This window comes from Neobacillus sp. OS1-2 (assembly GCF_030915505.1).
In the GTDB taxonomy this organism is placed as follows: domain Bacteria; phylum Bacillota; class Bacilli; order Bacillales; family Cytobacillaceae; genus Neobacillus.
Window position 1 is genome coordinate 4,492,866 of sequence record NZ_CP133265.1, and the last position, 17,622, is coordinate 4,510,487.

A 17,622-nucleotide genomic window follows, 5' to 3' on the forward strand; every position below is an offset into this window, starting at 1 on the left:
ATAAAAAAAATATAACCATCTATGTTTTTGTATATGAATATTTGTTACACATAGAATAACAATTTTCGAGGTGGATTGTCAATTGTTTTTTTGCTAATATATAAATATGTTCTATATTAGAAAACTATCGAGGTGATCCAAATGGATATTGGTTCAAAAATACGAGCAATACGAAATAGAAAAAAAATCACCATTGCACAAATGTGTGAAGGAACCGGCCTTTCAAAGGGATTTATTAGCAATGTCGAGAATAACAACACCTCCCCATCCATTAGCACACTGCAAACCATTGCAACCTATTTGGATATTCCGCTACCCTATTTGCTGCTTGAAAAGAAACAGCACATGCAGGTTGTTAGAAAAGATGAGAGAACTTATTCTACTTTAAATAATTTGAAGATCGAGCATATTACCTCAAAAGGTGGGCTAAGATTAACAAGTGTGGAGTTTCCACCTGGTGCTTCCATCGGAGATGCACACGCACATGAAGGAGAAGAGTGTCATTTAGTGTTGGAAGGGAAAGTACTTGCGGAACAGGGTGAAGACTCCTTTATTCTGGAACAAGGGGATTCTTTTAGCTGGAACGCATGTGTCCCGCATACTGTGACAAATATCGGAAATGAGAAAGCGGTCGTCCTAATTGCCGTTCATTCTGATAAAGAACTAAATGACCTGTTATAGAAATTCAAAAAGGTAACGAGGAACCAAGCTGGTTCCTCGCAACTTTAATTACTAAATTCTTGCCAGATATTCCTGTATTTCTAAAATCAGATCTTGATGGTTTTCATACATACTCATATGTCCAGCATTTTTTACTATCTTTTGTTGGATATTGTCTCCGCTCACTGAAAATGTTTTCTCAGCTGGTATGATTTGATCCTGTTCACCTGCTAGTAAAAGCACGGGCAATGAAGTCGTTTTTAACACATGATTGCGATCCATCCGATTCTTCATCGCAGTTAATGCACTAATGGCGCCTCGTGGAGAAGTTGAGTATCCTATTTCTATAGCTGTATTTACATAATCTTGTTCTACGTTTTCTGGTGAAAACAGCTTTGGTACTAATCCATCGATAAGGACTTTTATTCCCTCAATGTTTACCTTTTCTACGTTTGCCATTCTTCCCTTTTTCGCCTCATCTGAATCAGGAAATGCTGTTGAATGGACAAGTGAGAACCCATTTAAATGGCCACTATATTTTTCAGCAAACGCAAGAGTAATATAGCCCCCTAATGAATGGCCAAACATCGTTACCTTTTGGATATGTAACTGATCTAAAAGTCCCTTAATATTGTCCGCATAATCCTCAATTGAGTAACCATCCTTTCCCATACTTGATTCCCCATGCCCAGGTAGGTCTAGTGCGATTACGCGATAGGATTTTGAAAGTTCAGGAATCACTTTTTCCCAATAACGGGAGCTTCCACAAAAACCGTGGAGCAAAACGATCGGGTTCCCTTCACCCTGGTCAACATACCCAATTGTTGCATCTGACAATTTAACACTTTTTGTATTCATAATAGTAATCACTCCTTACACTAGTGGATACCCATAATTATAAAAGTAATTCACCGAAATTAAAAATGCATTACCTCTGGTAGAAGCAATGCATCCATATTAGCCAATTTGTTCTTCAGTCAAATCAGTATTTAATAATGATCTTTTATTTGGAATAATCGTTAAATTAGATCTCTTCAATAAATAATGCAAGTGATCGACGGGCATAGAACCATGGCCCTTACTGTCACCCAGAATAAATTGTACCGTAACGCCATTATTACTTTTCACTGTCATCGTTTCAGCAGAATTAAAAAATTCTTTAGCTGTCTGCGAAATTTGATATTTGGTTCCTTCTTCAATTAACATGCTAATCTCCTCTTTAAGTATTCTCCATATTATTATTCCACAACACCATTTATACATACATAATATTTCCAATTGAATAGCAAAAAAGAGAGGTTTCCCTCTCACTTACTCTTCCTCATCCATCATTTCATCAAACGCGGCAGAAACCTTATCAAATTCCTCATCACTTTCAATGGCAGAGAAGTCACCATCGGCATCAACTTTTAAAAAGAATATATCTATATCGTCTTCTGTTTCTTGTTTAATATCTTCTGCAAAACCGACGGCAACATAGTCTGTATCCTCAATCGTCATGACTCCGAGCACTTCTACTTCTTGTTCATCATCATTCTCATCGCTTATTGTGAAGATTTCGCCCACTTCAATTTTACTCATGTATACCACTCCTTTTTAAAAAAAATCATCCTCCAAACAGTATCTCTAAAAACAAAAAAATTTAACCTTTAATTTTTCCTATTCATATAAAGTTCGTTATAATAAATTGAATAAAGATATGTAAGGAGAAACCAGTATGAGTCAAAAAGACTTAGAGGAAAAAATCATTCAACACTATCAGGCCGAGGAAAAAATGATGATTCTCGTTTTTGCCCAATGGTGTGTGAATCATGATTTAAATCCAGAAGAAATATATTTGCGTGCCTATCCAAACCAGTCTGCGAATCCTGCCTTAAAAGAAGCTATTGAGTTAACCGTATCTAAAGAAGAAGCAGGAGAAATTACGAACGAGACATTGTTGGGAGTTCTATCTATGTTCGGTAACGATGACCTTGCTTTTGTGGTAACAGAAGAATTCCGCAAATTGAAATAAACGAAACACCCGTTTTTTGCCGCCAAGTCTCGGTAAGAAACGGGTGTTTTCTTTTTATCAAAGGATACCGAGCATTTTCACGGTCTGCGTAATAACAAGCGGAACAAGGATGGCAATAACGGTTGGAATAAGGAAGGCAAGAAACGTCCATTTTTTACTCTTCGTTTCCTTAAAAATATTCAATAATGTCGTCCCACAAGGATAATGAAGGAGCGAAAACAACATCATATTTAGTGCTGTCAGCCATGTCCAGCCATGATCAAGGAAGATTTGCTTCAAATCAACCAAACTATCAACCTCAGTTAACGAACCCGTTGATAAATACCCCATTAAGAGAATCGGCAGAACAATTTCATTTGCCGGCAGCCCCAGGATAAACGCCATCATGATATATCCATCAAGACCAAGTAATTTTCCAAATGGGTCTAAAAATTCCACAGCATACATGAGGAAACTAGTGTCCCCAATATAAATGTTTGCAAACACCCACGTAAGAATGGCAGCAGGAGCGGCTACTTTAACCGCCCTGACTAGTACAGACCATGACTTTGTCACTGAAGAACGAATAACCGTATCAAAAATCTTTGGTTTGCGGTATGGCGGGAGCTCGAGTGTATAATGGGTAGGAATTCCTTTTAACGCCGTTTTAGACAGTGCCCAGGAAACAAAGAAAGTGACGATGATTCCAAAGAGAACAATCCCAACAATCACTCCTGTAGTGACTAGTGATTTTAATCCGCCGGTAAAATTAGCTGCCATAAACAGAGAAGCTAAGACGATTAATGTTCCCCAGCGCCCATTACACGGGACAAAATTGTTTGTCAGAATCGCAAGCATCCGTTCTCTTGGTGATTCGATAATTCTCGTGGAAATTACGGCCGCAGCATTACAGCCGAATCCCATAGCCATCGTCAATGATTGCTTCCCGTGCGCTCCAACTCGCTTAAATAAGCGGTCCATATTAAAGGCAACACGGGGTAGATAACCGTAATTCTCGAGAAGAGCAAAGGTGGGGAAGAAAATGGCCATTGGCGGAAGCATGACACTGATGACCCAAGTCGTACCCCGATATAACCCAAGAACAAGGACACCGTGAATCCAATCCGGTGCATGCAGAAATGTAAATAAAGTGGTTATATATCCTTCAATGAAACCAAAAAACTCAGCAAGCATCGATGAGGGGATATTTGCACCTGCAATCGTTAAATAAAATAGGACTCCAAGCATCACAATCATAATGGGAAAACCGAAGATCGGTGAAGTAAAGATTGCATCTAGTTTTTCTGTCCGTGCATCCCGTTTCGATTTGGTATAGGTAATTCCATCTTTGCATAATTTGTGGCTGCGGCTATAAAGATGTTCAACAATGTCATCCCTTAGTTTAGTGGTTGACAAGCCCTGAGCCTCTTCATAAAGTTCGTGAATGCTCATTCTTTCCCCCCTCCTGCTTCAATCGTTTGTCAATTTCATTTAATAATATCTCGTCTCCATCGAGTAATCTTAAAGAAACCCAGCGGGACGATATCTGATCTCCCACCACTTCCCGTACTTTTGGTTCAATCTTATTAATTTTTTCTTCTATTTCAGCCGGATACTTCAACTGAACGGGGTTACAGTCAATTACCCCTGATACGATCCGGTCGATTGTATCGAGAAGCATCGGAAATCCCTTCTTATTTCTGGCTGAAATTTTAATCACTGGCACCCCTAACCGGTTCGTTAATATCCGCTCATTAATGTGGATTCCCTGTTGCTCCGCAATATCTATTAAATTTATACAAACCACCACATTTTTGGTCATTTCTAATACTTGCAAGGCCAGATTAAAATTTCGCTCTAATGAGGTTGCATCCAGCACAACAAGTGTCACATCTGGTTTTTCAAATACGATATAGTTCCTTGCTACTTCTTCATCCGTAGAATTGGAAAAAAGTGAATAGGTACCTGGCAGATCGATTAGATGAAAGGTTTTATCTTTAAACGTAACACTTCCTTGCGCGAGTGAAACGGTCTTCCCTGCCCAGTTTCCGGTGTGCTGCCTTAGACCTGTTAAGGCATTGAACAACGTACTTTTACCAGTATTCGGGTTCCCTGCTAAGGCGATTCGAAACTCATTCCTCATTCGAAACCAGCTCCCCTTCTATTCTAGAACTCTCCTCTTTCCTAAGGGCAATGGTCGTTTGACTGACCCGAAAAGCGATCGGATCTCCTAACGGACTTTTACGGACAACCTCTACCATTGCTCCTTTTACAAATCCTAAATCTAATAGTCTCCTTCTCATCACGCCATCTAAATTTAATGAGGTTAATTTTATTAAATTTCCCTTTTCACCATTGACCAATTGAATTATTTTAGGTTTATCCATATCTCTTTCCCCGTTTCATAAGTTTTGACCGTACGCAACATTTGTTTTTAATTATATGTAATAGCTCCCAATTATGCCACCTCTTTAAATAAAAAAAACTGCCCACAATTGTGGCAGCTTAAAAAAATGATGGTATTAAGTCAAAACCTCACGTAAAACAATCCCAAGTGAGATGCCGATGAACATGGAGGTTAACGTCCCAAGCAAGAAATACTCGGCCCAATTCCGGTCATCCATTTGTTTGAACCTGGCAATCGATTTCGCAGCAACAATAAACCCGATGGCAGGATAGGCACTGTAAAATGTTAAAACTAAGACTAGCAATCTCTCAAGATAGCCAATTAATTTTCCACGGGAAAGGTCGTGTTTGGAGAAAATGGTATAGTGGTATTCTTCGGTTAAACCCAATTTTCCTTTATTTGCATAGCCATCTTCCTGCCGATCTGCCTTAAATGCATATCTTCCTTCAAAGGATAAAAGCTGATTCGGCAATGATCCTAATAGGATTCTAATCGCATGCCCACTGACACTTGTCGTTAACACGACAATGATCGCCATAAACAACCAAGCATTAACCGTACCTATCTTTGAACCTTCCTCAAATACGTCCACTATTTTAGTAAAGCGTATTCCGATGAATAAATGACAGGCTAGAAAGATCATTAACAAATGGAGTACTTGATCTACTATGAAAAAACTAAGCCGTTTCAAATTCTCCTCGTTTGATATTTTTATCGTATCAAGCATTTTTATTTTTACGAAGTCAATGAAGAAGTGGGATACAACAATAAAAAGCAATGGAAAAATAAAGAAAGGAAGGACATTCACTGCTTTAAAATTACCTATCAAGAACCCGCCAAGAATGAGGGTCGTCATGATAAAATGATGTGTGATATGCTTCTTGATGTATTTCTGCTTGTCCTTTACCATATCATCCGTTTGTAAATAAAAATCTGCCACTAAATGTGCGAGTAGTAAACTCAAAATCAACATGGTTTCCCCCTTTATTTGGTTTAGTCCTTATGATCCAGCACTGTCTTTATATTTTCTTTCAAATGATTTCTGATTGAATGAACTAGTATCTCACCTTTTGACCATGTATTCTTATACGCCTTTTCCTGCAAAGAATTGAGAATGGTAATAATCTCGTGAAAGCTTCCCAGAATTTCTTCACTTTTTCCTTTTTTATAATGACTTGAAATGGTCGGCGGTGTTTTGCCAAGTAAGGTTCCAACTGCCTTTTGCTGCTGCACAATTAAATAGGTGGAACATACCTGCTCCTGGATCTTCGTTTGCTCTTTAATTAAGCTGTATTGTAAATGCAGTATTGTATTCAATAACGATTCAAATTCATTTCTAAATTGATTGTATGCAAAAGGACTCTGATAAAATTGGTCAAGCTCAAATTTAAAAAGGGGTCTGTTTGACTCTTGTTTTAACAAATCATTGGCATAGCGAGCCTGCTTAATTAACGGATGAATCCATTTTTCAATGTCTATTTCTTCCAGGCTTCGGTCGATATCGCCAAAGGCCAAACCAAAATATGGTTGGTGACCACGATATTTCCAAATTCTGCTGAGGAAAAAGGCAAGGATATACGCTGTTGAGTAGCCGTAGCCAACAAAGATGATTTCATCTCCAGCACGATGCCTGATTTGGGTGGAATCTACATCCTTCGTCCAAATGGTGATTCCTTTTACTATTTCATCTAGATATACAGTCAATTCATCTCCCACATTATTCGCAGAAGAATTCCTAACATCTAATATAAAAATCGATATTGGATAATGCTTTTTTTGCACCTTCACTCACCCTAATTAGATTATTTAATCTAATTTTAATAAAGTTAGAGTAAATAGTCAAACTACATTCCCGTTTGATTTATTAGTAAAAGTATTCAAATGATTGTAAACTGCTTCCATTCTTGCGGCAAGAGCATTTGATACTGCTTTTGTAAAAAACGGTCGTCGACAAGAACAATTGTTCCATGATCCATTTCTGAGCGAATCAATCGTCCTCCAGCCTGAAGCACCTTATTCATACCAGGGTACACATAGGCATAATCATAACCATTTTTACCCTGCTTGTTGAAATGATCCTTAATCAAGTTCCGTTCAAAACAAAGCTGGGGCAATCCAACTCCAACTACTACCACCCCATTTAACCGATCACCGATTAAATCGACTCCTTCGGAAAAAATTCCACCAAGGACAGCAAATCCAAGTAATGTTTCGTTTTGATCTGGTGCAAAGGCTGCCAAAAAAGCCTCCCGTTCTACTTCTGTCATCCCAGTGGATTGAATGATGGTTTGCGTTTCCTTATCTTCTTGTTTGAATTGATCATAAACGGATCGTAAGTATTGATAAGATGGAAAAAAAATCAAGTAATTACCTGGTCGGTGGTTAATTAAAGATTTTATCATTGCTATGATGAAATCCTTCGTCCGATCCCGATCCTTGAAGCGAGTTGATAATGGCTTGATAAAAACGTCTACCTGCTCTTCACTGAATGGAGAAGGGATAGATTGAACATAATCCTCCACATCCCCGCCAAGGATATCTTGATAATAGGGCAACGGCGATAGCGTTGCGGAAAAGTAAACTTTTGAGCGATAGCCCTTCCCCATTTGCTTTAGCAGTTTCGCTGGATTAATGCAGTACAGCTTGACAGTAACATCGTTTTGATTTCTCTCACCATAGATCACATAATGGCCATCTACAAGATCAACGATTTTCAAAAAATTATTCACCATGAAATAAGCCTCTAAAAGCTTTGGAGAGTTCTCTGATTTTAGAACTTGTTCTGCCTCCTTTAAAAATTGAGTAAGCTGTTCTAAAAATGCTACATCAAGCTGTTCTAAAAGAAATTCACTTTTATTATCATGAGCTTTTTTCAAGGAAAGAAAGAAAGAATTCAACTTACTAGCAGCTTCAAATATCACATTATTGTTACTCTTAAAGTCTTTTTTCAATTGGAGAAATATCTCTTTATTTAAGGAGGCTGAGAACATCTCCCGGCCGCGGTCAACCAGATTATGTGCTTCATCTACAAGTAAGGCGGTAGACTTTTTTTGCTCCTCTAACAACCGCTTTAGGGATACCCGCGGATCAAAAATATAATTATAATCACAAATAATCGCATCCACGGCATAGGCAAGGTCGAGCGAATATTCAAATGGGCAGACAGAATGTTTACGGGCATACGATTCGATTACCTGACGAGTCATGGCGGCTTCATTTGTTAAGATGTCAAGCACTGCCTCATTAACCCGATCATAATACCCATCCGCAAACTCACAATAATCCTTATGGCATTTGGTTTCTTCTTTAAAACATACTTTGTCCTTGGCTGTAATGGTGACAGCTTTCAAGCAAAGACCATTTGACCGCATTCTTGCAAATGTCTCCTCCGCTGTTGTGCGGGTAATCGTTTTGGCAGTCAGATAGAAAATCCGATTAATGTGACCTTCACCAACAGCCTTCACTGCCGGAAAAAGGGTAGAAATCGTCTTGCCAATCCCGGTTGGCGCTTTTGCAAATAGATTTTTACCGTCTAAAATGGTTTTATACACACCGCCGGAAAATTTCCTCTGCCCAGCGCGATAGTTTTCAAAAGGAAAAGCTAGCTCTTTGCAACTCAGATTCCGTTGAAGGTGATGCTCTTGCTGCAGTTTCGCGTATGGGGTGTAGCCTTCAATCACCTGGAAAACAAATGTTTCTAAATCTGAGAAAGTGTAATTCTTTTTAAAAAATCTCTTTTCTTCCGTTTCAACATGGACATAGGTTAACTGAACAAAGATGTCCGGCAATACATTGTCCTTTGCATACATGTAAGCATACATTTTGGCTTGCGCCCAGTGGACTTGGAAACCCTCTCCCTCCAATTGTTCCAACGGTTGGCTGAAAGATTTAATTTCGTCAATGGTTATCTTGTCATTTTCAAATAAAAGTCCATCACATCTGCCATCAATGACAAATGTGAGGTCGTCATAAGGAATTTCGATACTCAAATAAACCTCTTTTTGATCACCTTCACAATAGGTTTTCTGGATTTTTTGATGAATCCTTGTCCCATCTGAAAGCGTAGATTGGGAGCGGAATCGGGCATCGATACTGCCGCTTCTGAACACATATTCAACCAAATTTCGTACAGAAATATGAACATCGCCTGACACTTGATCACCAACCACCTCAAATAGAATGTATGTTTGTATAGTAAGTATAACAGAAAGCAAAAAAAATAGCGCATATCTGCGCTAAACAAAAATATTACAACCGAATTTGACCTTTACCCTTCACAATCGCTTTTGTAGTCGTCAATGCTCTCAGTCCCATTGGTCCGCGGGCATGCAGCTTTTGTGTGCTAATGCCAATCTCCGCGCCATAGCCGAACTGCTCGCCATCTGTAAATCGTGTGGAGGCATTGTGATAAAGGACAGCTGCATCCACAGCTCTGAAAAATAAACGAACATTTTCTGTATCTTCACTTATGATCGCTTCAGAATGTTTTGTTCCATACTGGTCGATGTGTTCAATTGCACCTTTCACATCACTGACAAGTTTCACAGCGAGAATCGGGGCTAAAAATTCAGTGTGCCAATCCTTTTCATCTGCTTGTTTGACAAAAGAATACGCCGCGGCTAAACCTTCATCACCACGCAGTTCAACTCCTTTTTCATGAAGCGCATTCAGCACCACGGGTACAAATGGCCATTTTTCATGAATAAGTAACGTCTCCGCTGCATTGCAGACAGATGGCCGGTGCAATTTCGCATTAACCGCAATTTCAATCCCCATTTTTTGGTCTGCAGTTTCATCAATAAACACATGACAGTTACCAACCCCTGTTTCCAACACTGGGACCGTGGCATTTTGGACGACTGATTGAATTAAACCCGCCCCACCGCGTGGAATGAGAACATCTAAGAACTCGTTTAATTTAAACATTTGCGCAGCTGTTTCGCGTGAGGTATCCTCAAGGAGCTGCACGGCATCCTCTGGAATCGCCGTTCCCGCTAGCGCCCCGCGCATGACATGAACTAGTGCTTTATTGGAATGAATCGCAGAAGAACTTCCACGTAACAGCACAGCATTTCCCGCTTTTAAACATAGACTACCCGCATCAACTGTCACATTTGGCCGTGCTTCGTAAACCATTCCGATCACTCCAAGTGGTACCCGAATGGTTTCAATTTGCAAACCATTCGGCCGTTCCCACTCTTCAATCGTTTCACCGATTGGATCCTCTAAATGAATCAACTGACGTACGCCATCAACAATCTGTTCAATTCTTTCCTCGGTTAGCAGTAACCGGTCTAAAAGAGACGATGAAAGTCCATTTTCTTTTCCGGCATCAATATCCTTAGCATTTTCACTTAAAATCCAAGCTTTTTCGGTTACTAAATGGTCAGCCAATTTCGCCAATGCCGCGTTTTTCTCAACCGCAGAAAGCATCCCCATATGTTTTGCCGCTTTATTTAATTTACTGGCCTTTTCTATTAACTCGCTCATCCCACAATCACTCCTTTGGCATGGTGACCCAATTATCACGATGAATCACTTCTGCTTTTTGGTTTATTGAATAGCCTTTCGATTGTTCACTTGGTAAACCCTTTACCCGTAATAAATCTTTAGAAGAATAGTAAATCTGTCCTTTTCCAACCGTTTTCCCTTTTTGGTTTCTAACCACTACGACATCAAGGGCATTAAACTCACCAATGACATTCGTGACACCGACAGGCAGTAAACTTTTACCATGAAAAACAATAGCCTTTTCCGCACCATCATCAATTTCGATGACGCCACCAACCTGTGAATGGTAGGCAATCCATTGCTTTCTCATCTGCATTTGCGTTTGAAATGGGCCGCCAATATAAGTTCCATCGCCTTTTCCGGCTAAAATATCCATTAATTTTTCCTTGCCGCTACCGGTTCCGACAAAGACACTAACACCGAGGGACAGGGCTTTTTTTGCTGCCAACAATTTCGACTTCATGCCACCGGTACCAACGGAAGAACCACTTTCACCAGCAACAGCAAGCAATTCTTCCGAAACCTCCGGAATAAAATTAAACTTTTTTGCCTCACGAGAAACCTTCGGGTTGCCATCATAAAGCCCATTAATGTCCGTTAAAATAAGTAAGGCATTGGCATGCAAAAAACCGCTGACAAGGGCTGAAAGCAAATCGTTATCCCCAAAGGTTAATTCCTCAATTGATACAGAATCGTTCTCATTAATAATCGGCAAAATGCCTCTTTGAAGCAGCTCGTGGATTGTTGAAAAAAGATTTTGAAACCGAGTCTGGCTGTAAAAATCTTCACGAGTTAATAAGATTTGCGCCGGTACCATAGCAAACTCTTTAAACAGCTGAATATACTGTTGCATTAACAGCCCTTGCCCAACAGCCGCTGCCGCTTGTTTACCTGCCGTACTTTTTGGACGCGTTGGATAGCCCAGCGAGCCAAATCCTGCTGCAATTGCACCGGATGAAATCAGAATGACCTCATTCCCCTCACTTTTTAAAAAAGCGAGTGCCTCCACATGATCACGGATTTTCTCTTCAGAAATCGTTCCCGACGCATTGGTAAGCGAGCTACTCCCAATTTTCACCACCACAAGCTGTTTTTTCATTTCCATTCGAACCTTTCTTTACAAAATTAAGAGAAATTTATGTGCCACCATGATCAAGAAAAGGACAATAAAAAACGATTCCTCCGTCCTTAAAAAAAGGACGGAAGAATCGTTTCCGCGGTACCACCTTTATTGGTGCATCAACACCCACTTGAACCCGTAACGAGGGGAACGGCTTATGTTTTCATAAGCAGTATTCACAGGGCAGGTTCAATCATCTTTCCGTGAGAAACCTTTCAGCCAATGGGTTTCACTCTCTTACACATGCCAATGATTTACTAATCCCTTACCGTTTACATTTGATAATTTCCTTTGATTATCCATAGAAAATGAAAAAATGTCAATAGAATTATTTGAAAATTTACAAAAAGAGAGCCAACTAGGTCTCCCTAGCCAGCCCTAACATGATTATTGATTTGCCTTTTTCACCCATTCAGCTACAGTTACCGTCCGTTTTGCCTGGTGCTTAACCGTTGCTTCTACATCTTCAATCATTTTTCCATCTTGACCAACTGTTACACTTGTTCCGTAAGGATTTCCCCCAGAACCAAAGATAACAGGATCGGTATAGCCTGGTGCTGCGACAATCGCTCCCCAATGGTACATGGAAGTATACAATGATAAAATGGTTGCCTCTTGACCACCATGCGAATTTTGCGCAGAGGACATCGCACTCACCACTTTATTCACGGTCTTACCGTTAAACCAAAGACCGCCGCAAGTATCAAGGAATTGCTTCATTTGCGCCGGCATATTGCCAAATCGAGTCGGAACACTAAAGATAATGGCGTCAGCCCACTCAATATCCTCTAATTTGACCTCGGGCACATGTGAAGTTGCTTCCACATGTGCTTTCCAGCCGGGATTTCCTTCTATCACAGATTGTGGTGCAAGTTCTGGCACTTTTAACACCTTCACTTCAGCCCCAACTTCCTTTGCACCTTCTGCAGCCCATTGTGAAAGCTGATAATTCGTTCCGCCCATACTGTAATAAATGACGGCTAATTTTACGTTTGTCATTCCCAAGTCTCCTTTTTATAGAAAAAGTAAATTCCAAACTAACAAATTTATCATCTCCAATAACCAGGCTTTCATTCAAAAAGAGTAGAAATAGCAGAAAAAACTGCCATTCCTACTCTTTTTTTAAAAATTGATCCAAAAAGAATTCGGATACCTTCTCCGAATCAAGCCTTGCTGCAATAAAGGGAGGCTTGGTTATACGAGTTCCTTCTATCGGCAACCCCAACCACAGCAGCTGCTGGTCAATGATAATAAACGGAAACGATAAGTTTTCATCCAGCCGATAATCCGGCTGAAGCTCAAGCCAATCTTCTGCGGATAATACGGTTAATTTTACCCGTTTATTTCGATTGAGTAACGTCCCCTGCCATTGCGGCGAAAGAACAGTTTGCGATGGTAAAGAGATAACAATAGAGGACCTCGCCACAGCTACATCTTGGAATACTTTTTCAAGTTTTCTTGCATGCATCCATTGTAATCTCGGATGCTGATTCCTAATCCAGGTTCCAATTTCCCTTGTTTCAATCGTTTGCTGATGCCTTTCATGATGCTCCACAAGCTGTCTAAGTGTTTTTCCGTTATATACGTGCTTGCGGATAAAGGACCCGTTACTAACATGAATAAACTTTCCCTTTGTTCTTGTAATCGCAACATTGATCAATCGTTCGCTGTCATTTCCCGTTAACAGCATGCCTGCACGAGTTTGCGGCTCCCCATCGACGGTATCAAACACCATGACATCACGCTCACTGCCTTGGAATCGATGGACGGTCGCTGCAATAATATCAGCTGTGGATCGTTCCATATCGTATAAATCCTCGAGAACTAGCTCCATTAAATTGGCCTGGGCACGATAGGGTGTAACATATCCGATCGAACGTAATCCACTTAAATACGATTCATGAATGAGTTGAAACGACAATAACACCTGCCAAATATTCATTCGAGAATGGGATGCCCTCTCATTCATGCAATGGGTGCCGGAATAGCTCGTATCCACCAGAACGGATGCCCGGTCTGGAAACGGCGCTTTTGCGACGATGGTATTTCTGCTTTTAAAAACACTTTCATGATCACCTACAAGGGAATGGTAGACGTACCGATTCGTGAAGGCAGAAATATCCGGATGCATTCTCCGTTGTTCTTTTAATAAAAATAAATGAGGATGGAGTTTCCCGTTCTCCACCCAATCGGCTACACCTGCCCGGTGAAAAATATCCTCCTTTAGCCACATTGTGACCAAAGAATCCCTTGAAGAAGCAATCGGCGGTAACTGTTTAAAGTCACCACAAATAATGACCCGTTTCCCGAGTGATGCAGCGAATGCAGCCTGCGGCACATAAGCCATGCTTGCTTCATCTAGAATAACCAAGTCAAATTCCTTTTCATAGATCGCCGGGTCGCTCGCTGCTTTTGCCAGTGTTGATCCGACAACAAACGCATCCTTTACAAACTGAATTTCCTTTTGGCGAATTTTGTCAAGGAGTCTGGCAATCTTCGTCTCCAGCTCCAGCAATTGATCGGTGTCCCTTTTGCTAAAAGAACGAGCTAAATCTTGCTTCAGATGATGTCGTTCTTCTATTAATTTCTTTTTATCCTCCGCCAAATGTGGATCTTGTTTTAGGAGCAGTTGTGTCGTGGTGATCGCCTCATGATTTGCGAATTGCTCTCCAGTATTTGAACCATAGCGAAGAACATCCCCTTCATGGAAGCGGTTTTTCTTTTTAATAAAAGTAGAAATTTCAGCGATTAGGACATCCACTGCTTGATTGCTGTGCGATAAAATAAGGATCCGCTTTTCCTGAAAATATTTATTTGCCGCGGTCCGCGCCAATGTGTAGGTTTTCCCTGTTCCGGGCGGCCCCCAAACAAATGTTACCGGATTGTATTTTGAACGTAAAACTAACTCGTGGATATTGCTCTTTATTTTTTCATCTGGATGCTTTGCCGGCATTGAAGGATCCATTAATTTTTTTACCCGTAACCGTTTTTGTTTATTTTTTTTGATATCATCCAGTCGTTGGATAAGGTGTTCAAGCAGCTCCCATGGATCGTGAAAAAGAAAGGCCTGTGGGATTAGGTCTCCGAAGGATTTCTCGAGGGCAATCATCACACCTTTTCCTTCTGAAGAAAGCACACGTCCACTTTGTTTCATGCCGCCCCATTCCAGACGAATCGAAGATCCAACGGGAATTCGTAATGAAAAGGCGGTATCAAAATAATAGCTAGACGAGCCGTCGCTCGATAGCAACCTTCCATTTGAAACACTAAATTTGTTACTGCCGTATTTTTTTAAATGGATGATTTCACTTTGCAGTGCCTGCTGCCATTCTTTTATGTAGGTTACTGTATTTGTCATGAATCTCTTCCTTTAATGATGTAAGCTTCTATCTCTATTCAACTGCTTCACGCATCTACATATCAAGTAAAGCCTTGGCTGTATATTGGTCGGTAATCAGAACATTGGTATGTCGGCCCCATAGTGCCCCGTAAATACCATCAATTTTGGTGTTCCCTCCCGCAATGAGGATGCCATATTCTTTTTCATCTAAATCCGAAAGTTCAATCCCGATGGTGCGCTCATTTAAAGCTGGATGACTGATACTCCCATCGATGTTGATGAATCTTGAACATATATCACCGACCGTATGATTAGATTTTAATATTTCGATATCATTGTCTAAAAAATACCCTGCTTGCATGAGGGTTGATTGGTCACCAGGCTCCCCAACTGTGTAAATCGCAATATTTGCGCGCTTACCTAGTTCCAGGATTTTTTTTACATGCCTATCGGCAACAATGGCTTGTTTCACTAGAATGTGATCCACTACTGCCGGAACTGGCAAGAAATGCGGGGTCGTATTAAAGGCACTTGCCAGCCCATAGACGATGTCTGATGCATAGGTGTTTGATTCTGAATAACTCACCCCGCCATTCAACTGGACAACGGTAACATCTTTAACATTCTTGGGCTGCAGTTTTTTTACGAGTTGAAAAAGAGTTGTCCCCCATGTAATCGCAATGGTATCTCCGCTTTGCACAATATTGTGTAAGTATTCTGCGGAGACTTCTCCAAGTTTCTCTTTAATCAGCTCATCATCATATTCCGGTATCGGGGCAACAATACAGTGCTTTAATTGAAATTTTTTCTTGATTTGTCTTCCCAATTCAAGAACATCTTCTGCAGGGTCACATATCTTTATTTGAACGATCCCTTCTTGAACAGCCTGGACGAGAAGTCTTGAGACAGTTGGGCGGGATATTCCTAACCTTTGCGCAATTTCCTGTTGGCTGTAATCCAGTTGGTAGTACATTTTAGCCACATCTACCAAGCGCGAAATTTTTTCATCCGCCATATATTTTCACCTTATTTTCTTAAGTTATCGAATTTGAAATGAACTATCACTGTGAAGTCTTGTAGTTTAAACCTATGTTTCAGTATACAGTGCATCTTTTTCAGTGTCGATTATTCAACTAAAAAAACACCCGCAAATTCAAGTTTGCGAGTGTCATTTTTATCATTATAGTAATGTAGATAGTGATTCTTTCAACGTCTTAATGATTAACTGCAAGTCAGTCTGTTCGATATTTAACGGAGGTGCCAGGGTTAAAACATTGCTATAACCGGCTACTGTTGCCCCATTTTTTCCTATGATAATGCCTTCCTGCTTACAGCTGGCAATGACTTGATTGACTAGTCCTGTATCCAATGGTTCCTTCGTCGTTTTATCCTTTACAAGTTCTATCCCAATTAATAAACCCTTCCCGCGGATATTACCGACATACGGATGATCCTGAAGCAGGTTCGTTAAGTCATTTAGCAGTTGATCGCCAAGATCTCTGGAACGGTCAAATAATTTTTCCTTTTCCATAATTTCAAGGTTCTTCAATGCTAATGCACAGGCGGCCGGATTTCCGCCAAACGTATTGACGTGGCGGAAATAATCATACTCCTCCGATCCTTTGAATGCTTCATAAATGTCTTTACGGACTGCGGTTGCTGAAAGTGGTAAATACGCGCTTGTGATGCCTTTAGCCATTGTGATGATATCCGGCTTTACACCGTAGTTCATAAAGCCAAAAGGCTTCCCCGTGCGTCCGAACCCGCAGATGACCTCATCAACGATTAGGAGGGCACCATGTTTTTCACAAACCTCTTTTGCTGCCTTCATATAACCATCAGGTGGTACGAGGACGCCGCCGCCGGTAATGATGGGCTCCATAATCATCGCAGCAATTGTTTCGCTTAGCTCCCACGTCATGGTTCGGTCAATTTCTTTTACGGAAGACAATTCAGTCGGATCGGCAACATTCGTGTCGTCACGGTAAGAATCTGGCGGTGAGACATGGATAAACCCAGGAGCGAGAGGCTCATACTTGTACTTCCTTTGCGCCTGACCTGTTGCGGCAAGAGCACCCATGGAATTGCCATGATATGCCCGGTAACGTGAGACGATTTTATAGCGGTTAGGCTCGCCCTTCTGCTGGTGGTATTGCCTTACGATTTTAAAGGCAGTTTCATTTGCCTCAGAGCCGCTGTTGGAGAAGAAGATGACATAGTCATCACCGAGCATTTCGTTCAATTTTTCTGCTAGTTTAATCGCAGGAACGTGGCTTTGCGATAGAGGGAAATAGGCCATCTCTTTTAATTGCTCATAGGCCGCCTCTGCCAGCTCAGTCCTTCCGTAGCCAACATTCACACACCACAGACCTGCCATTGCATCCAAATAGCGCTTCCCATCAGCATCTGTTACCCACGACCCCTCCGCCTTCGTGGCAACAATCGTCGCCTTCGGATTATAAGGCTTCATCGAATGCCAAACATACTGATCATCCTGCGCCAACAACGTCTCCTGCTGCCCACTAGTTTGCACCATATTCATCCCTCCAATATTATAATTGGTGCCTGACACCATTAATCACTTTTCTTCT

Annotated in this window: 17 protein-coding genes and 1 other annotated feature; of the genes, 2 read left to right on the forward strand and 15 right to left on the reverse strand. The window is 40.8% G+C overall.

The features are described from left to right. Positions 1-141 precede the first annotated feature (141 nt). Positions 142-681 carry a helix-turn-helix domain-containing protein gene (locus RCG19_RS22405; RefSeq protein WP_166242654.1) on the forward strand — a complete coding sequence of 180 codons (540 nt, stop codon included), beginning with the start codon at positions 142-144 and terminating at the stop codon, positions 679-681. A gap of 51 nt (positions 682-732) precedes the next feature. On the opposite strand, the gene RCG19_RS22410 is transcribed toward RCG19_RS22405, so the two are convergent. From RCG19_RS22410 to RCG19_RS22420, 3 genes are all read right to left on the reverse strand, one after another. Next, positions 733-1,518: an alpha/beta fold hydrolase gene (locus RCG19_RS22410; protein WP_308108991.1), complete on the reverse strand. Its 786-nt coding sequence runs from the start codon at positions 1,516-1,518 to the stop codon at positions 733-735. A gap of 99 nt (positions 1,519-1,617) precedes the next feature. Then, positions 1,618-1,866 carry a hypothetical protein gene (locus tag RCG19_RS22415; protein WP_166242650.1) on the reverse strand — a complete coding sequence of 83 codons (249 nt, stop codon included), beginning with the start codon at positions 1,864-1,866 and terminating at the stop codon, positions 1,618-1,620. A 105-nt stretch (positions 1,867-1,971) separates the two neighbouring features. Next, positions 1,972-2,241: a DUF1292 domain-containing protein gene (locus RCG19_RS22420; RefSeq protein ID WP_166242648.1), complete on the reverse strand. Its 270-nt coding sequence runs from the start codon at positions 2,239-2,241 to the stop codon at positions 1,972-1,974. Positions 2,242-2,377: 136 nt separating this feature from the next. Here RCG19_RS22420 and RCG19_RS22425 point away from each other — a divergent pair, with 136 nt between their 5' ends. Then, positions 2,378-2,674 (forward strand): hypothetical protein, encoded by a 297-nt coding sequence (locus RCG19_RS22425; RefSeq protein ID WP_166242646.1) that lies wholly within the window; start codon positions 2,378-2,380, stop codon positions 2,672-2,674. 57 nt (positions 2,675-2,731) lie between these two features. Here the strand turns inward: RCG19_RS22425 and RCG19_RS22430 are convergent, their stop codons facing one another. The 12 genes from RCG19_RS22430 to RCG19_RS22485 form a co-directional block, all read right to left on the reverse strand. Further along, positions 2,732-4,105 (reverse strand): nucleoside recognition domain-containing protein, encoded by a 1,374-nt coding sequence (locus RCG19_RS22430; protein WP_308108992.1) that lies wholly within the window; start codon positions 4,103-4,105, stop codon positions 2,732-2,734. Further along, positions 4,083-4,796, reverse strand: coding sequence for a FeoB small GTPase domain-containing protein (locus tag RCG19_RS22435; RefSeq protein WP_308108993.1), 714 nt, complete (start codon positions 4,794-4,796; stop codon positions 4,083-4,085). The genes RCG19_RS22430 and RCG19_RS22435 overlap by 23 nt, the downstream gene beginning before the upstream one ends. After that, positions 4,786-5,040 carry a FeoA family protein gene (locus tag RCG19_RS22440; protein ID WP_308108994.1) on the reverse strand — a complete coding sequence of 85 codons (255 nt, stop codon included), beginning with the start codon at positions 5,038-5,040 and terminating at the stop codon, positions 4,786-4,788. Before RCG19_RS22440 ends, RCG19_RS22435 begins: the two co-directional genes overlap by 11 nt. Before the next feature lie 135 nt (positions 5,041-5,175). Then, positions 5,176-6,033 (reverse strand): DUF3307 domain-containing protein, encoded by an 858-nt coding sequence (locus tag RCG19_RS22445; RefSeq protein ID WP_308108995.1) that lies wholly within the window; start codon positions 6,031-6,033, stop codon positions 5,176-5,178. Between the two features lie 20 nt (positions 6,034-6,053). Then, the gene (locus tag RCG19_RS22450; protein ID WP_308108996.1) at positions 6,054-6,842 is read right to left on the reverse strand and encodes a hypothetical protein; all 789 of its coding nucleotides are present in this window, start codon (positions 6,840-6,842) and stop codon (positions 6,054-6,056) included. Positions 6,843-6,937: 95 nt separating this feature from the next. After that, entirely contained in the window at positions 6,938-9,214 is a 2,277-nt protein-coding gene (locus RCG19_RS22455; RefSeq protein ID WP_308108997.1) for an ATP-dependent DNA helicase, read from the reverse strand. A 94-nt stretch (positions 9,215-9,308) separates the two neighbouring features. After that, complete coding sequence (locus RCG19_RS22460) at positions 9,309-10,550, reverse strand: glutamate-5-semialdehyde dehydrogenase (RefSeq protein WP_308108998.1); 1,242 nt, start codon at positions 10,548-10,550, stop codon at positions 9,309-9,311. Positions 10,551-10,557: 7 nt separating this feature from the next. Beyond that, a complete protein-coding gene (gene proB, locus RCG19_RS22465) occupies positions 10,558-11,670 on the reverse strand; it encodes a glutamate 5-kinase (RefSeq protein WP_308109000.1) in 1,113 nt (370 codons plus the stop codon). Between the two features lie 93 nt (positions 11,671-11,763). Then, positions 11,764-11,973, reverse strand: a binding site (T-box leader). Between the two features lie 105 nt (positions 11,974-12,078). Next, entirely contained in the window at positions 12,079-12,690 is a 612-nt protein-coding gene (gene wrbA / locus RCG19_RS22470) for an NAD(P)H:quinone oxidoreductase (protein ID WP_166242630.1), read from the reverse strand. Positions 12,691-12,802: 112 nt separating this feature from the next. After that, on the reverse strand, positions 12,803-15,049 hold the full coding sequence (locus tag RCG19_RS22475; RefSeq protein WP_308109001.1) for an AAA domain-containing protein: 2,247 nt from the start codon (positions 15,047-15,049) through the stop codon (positions 12,803-12,805). Between the two features lie 55 nt (positions 15,050-15,104). Continuing rightward, positions 15,105-16,046, reverse strand: coding sequence for a DNA-binding transcriptional repressor DeoR (locus RCG19_RS22480; RefSeq protein WP_308109002.1), 942 nt, complete (start codon positions 16,044-16,046; stop codon positions 15,105-15,107). A gap of 165 nt (positions 16,047-16,211) precedes the next feature. After that, positions 16,212-17,567 carry an aspartate aminotransferase family protein gene (locus tag RCG19_RS22485; protein WP_308109003.1) on the reverse strand — a complete coding sequence of 452 codons (1,356 nt, stop codon included), beginning with the start codon at positions 17,565-17,567 and terminating at the stop codon, positions 16,212-16,214. Between the last annotated feature and the right edge of the window lie 55 nt (positions 17,568-17,622).

What these genes read in the sequence shown, in the direction of transcription:
- RCG19_RS22420 (WP_166242648.1), bottom strand. Translation starts at nt 2,241, where the DNA reads ATGAGTAAAATTGAAGTGGGCGAAATCTTCACAATAAGCGATGAGAAT.
- RCG19_RS22475 (WP_308109001.1), bottom strand. Translation starts at nt 15,049, where the DNA reads ATGACAAATACAGTAACCTACATAAAAGAATGGCAGCAGGCACTGCAA.
- RCG19_RS22445 (WP_308108995.1), bottom strand. Translation starts at nt 6,033, where the DNA reads ATGTTGATTTTGAGTTTACTACTCGCACATTTAGTGGCAGATTTTTAT.
- RCG19_RS22440 (WP_308108994.1), bottom strand. Translation starts at nt 5,040, where the DNA reads ATGGATAAACCTAAAATAATTCAATTGGTCAATGGTGAAAAGGGAAAT.
- RCG19_RS22410 (WP_308108991.1), bottom strand. Translation starts at nt 1,518, where the DNA reads ATGAATACAAAAAGTGTTAAATTGTCAGATGCAACAATTGGGTATGTT.
- wrbA (WP_166242630.1), bottom strand. Translation starts at nt 12,690, where the DNA reads ATGACAAACGTAAAATTAGCCGTCATTTATTACAGTATGGGCGGAACG.
- RCG19_RS22435 (WP_308108993.1), bottom strand. Translation starts at nt 4,796, where the DNA reads ATGAGGAATGAGTTTCGAATCGCCTTAGCAGGGAACCCGAATACTGGT.
- RCG19_RS22480 (WP_308109002.1), bottom strand. Translation starts at nt 16,046, where the DNA reads ATGGCGGATGAAAAAATTTCGCGCTTGGTAGATGTGGCTAAAATGTAC.
- RCG19_RS22405 (WP_166242654.1), top strand. Translation starts at nt 142, where the DNA reads ATGGATATTGGTTCAAAAATACGAGCAATACGAAATAGAAAAAAAATC.
- RCG19_RS22460 (WP_308108998.1), bottom strand. Translation starts at nt 10,550, where the DNA reads ATGAGCGAGTTAATAGAAAAGGCCAGTAAATTAAATAAAGCGGCAAAA.
- proB (WP_308109000.1), bottom strand. Translation starts at nt 11,670, where the DNA reads ATGAAAAAACAGCTTGTGGTGGTGAAAATTGGGAGTAGCTCGCTTACC.
- RCG19_RS22415 (WP_166242650.1), bottom strand. Translation starts at nt 1,866, where the DNA reads ATGTTAATTGAAGAAGGAACCAAATATCAAATTTCGCAGACAGCTAAA.
- RCG19_RS22430 (WP_308108992.1), bottom strand. Translation starts at nt 4,105, where the DNA reads ATGAGCATTCACGAACTTTATGAAGAGGCTCAGGGCTTGTCAACCACT.
- RCG19_RS22485 (WP_308109003.1), bottom strand. Translation starts at nt 17,567, where the DNA reads ATGGTGCAAACTAGTGGGCAGCAGGAGACGTTGTTGGCGCAGGATGAT.
- RCG19_RS22425 (WP_166242646.1), top strand. Translation starts at nt 2,378, where the DNA reads ATGAGTCAAAAAGACTTAGAGGAAAAAATCATTCAACACTATCAGGCC.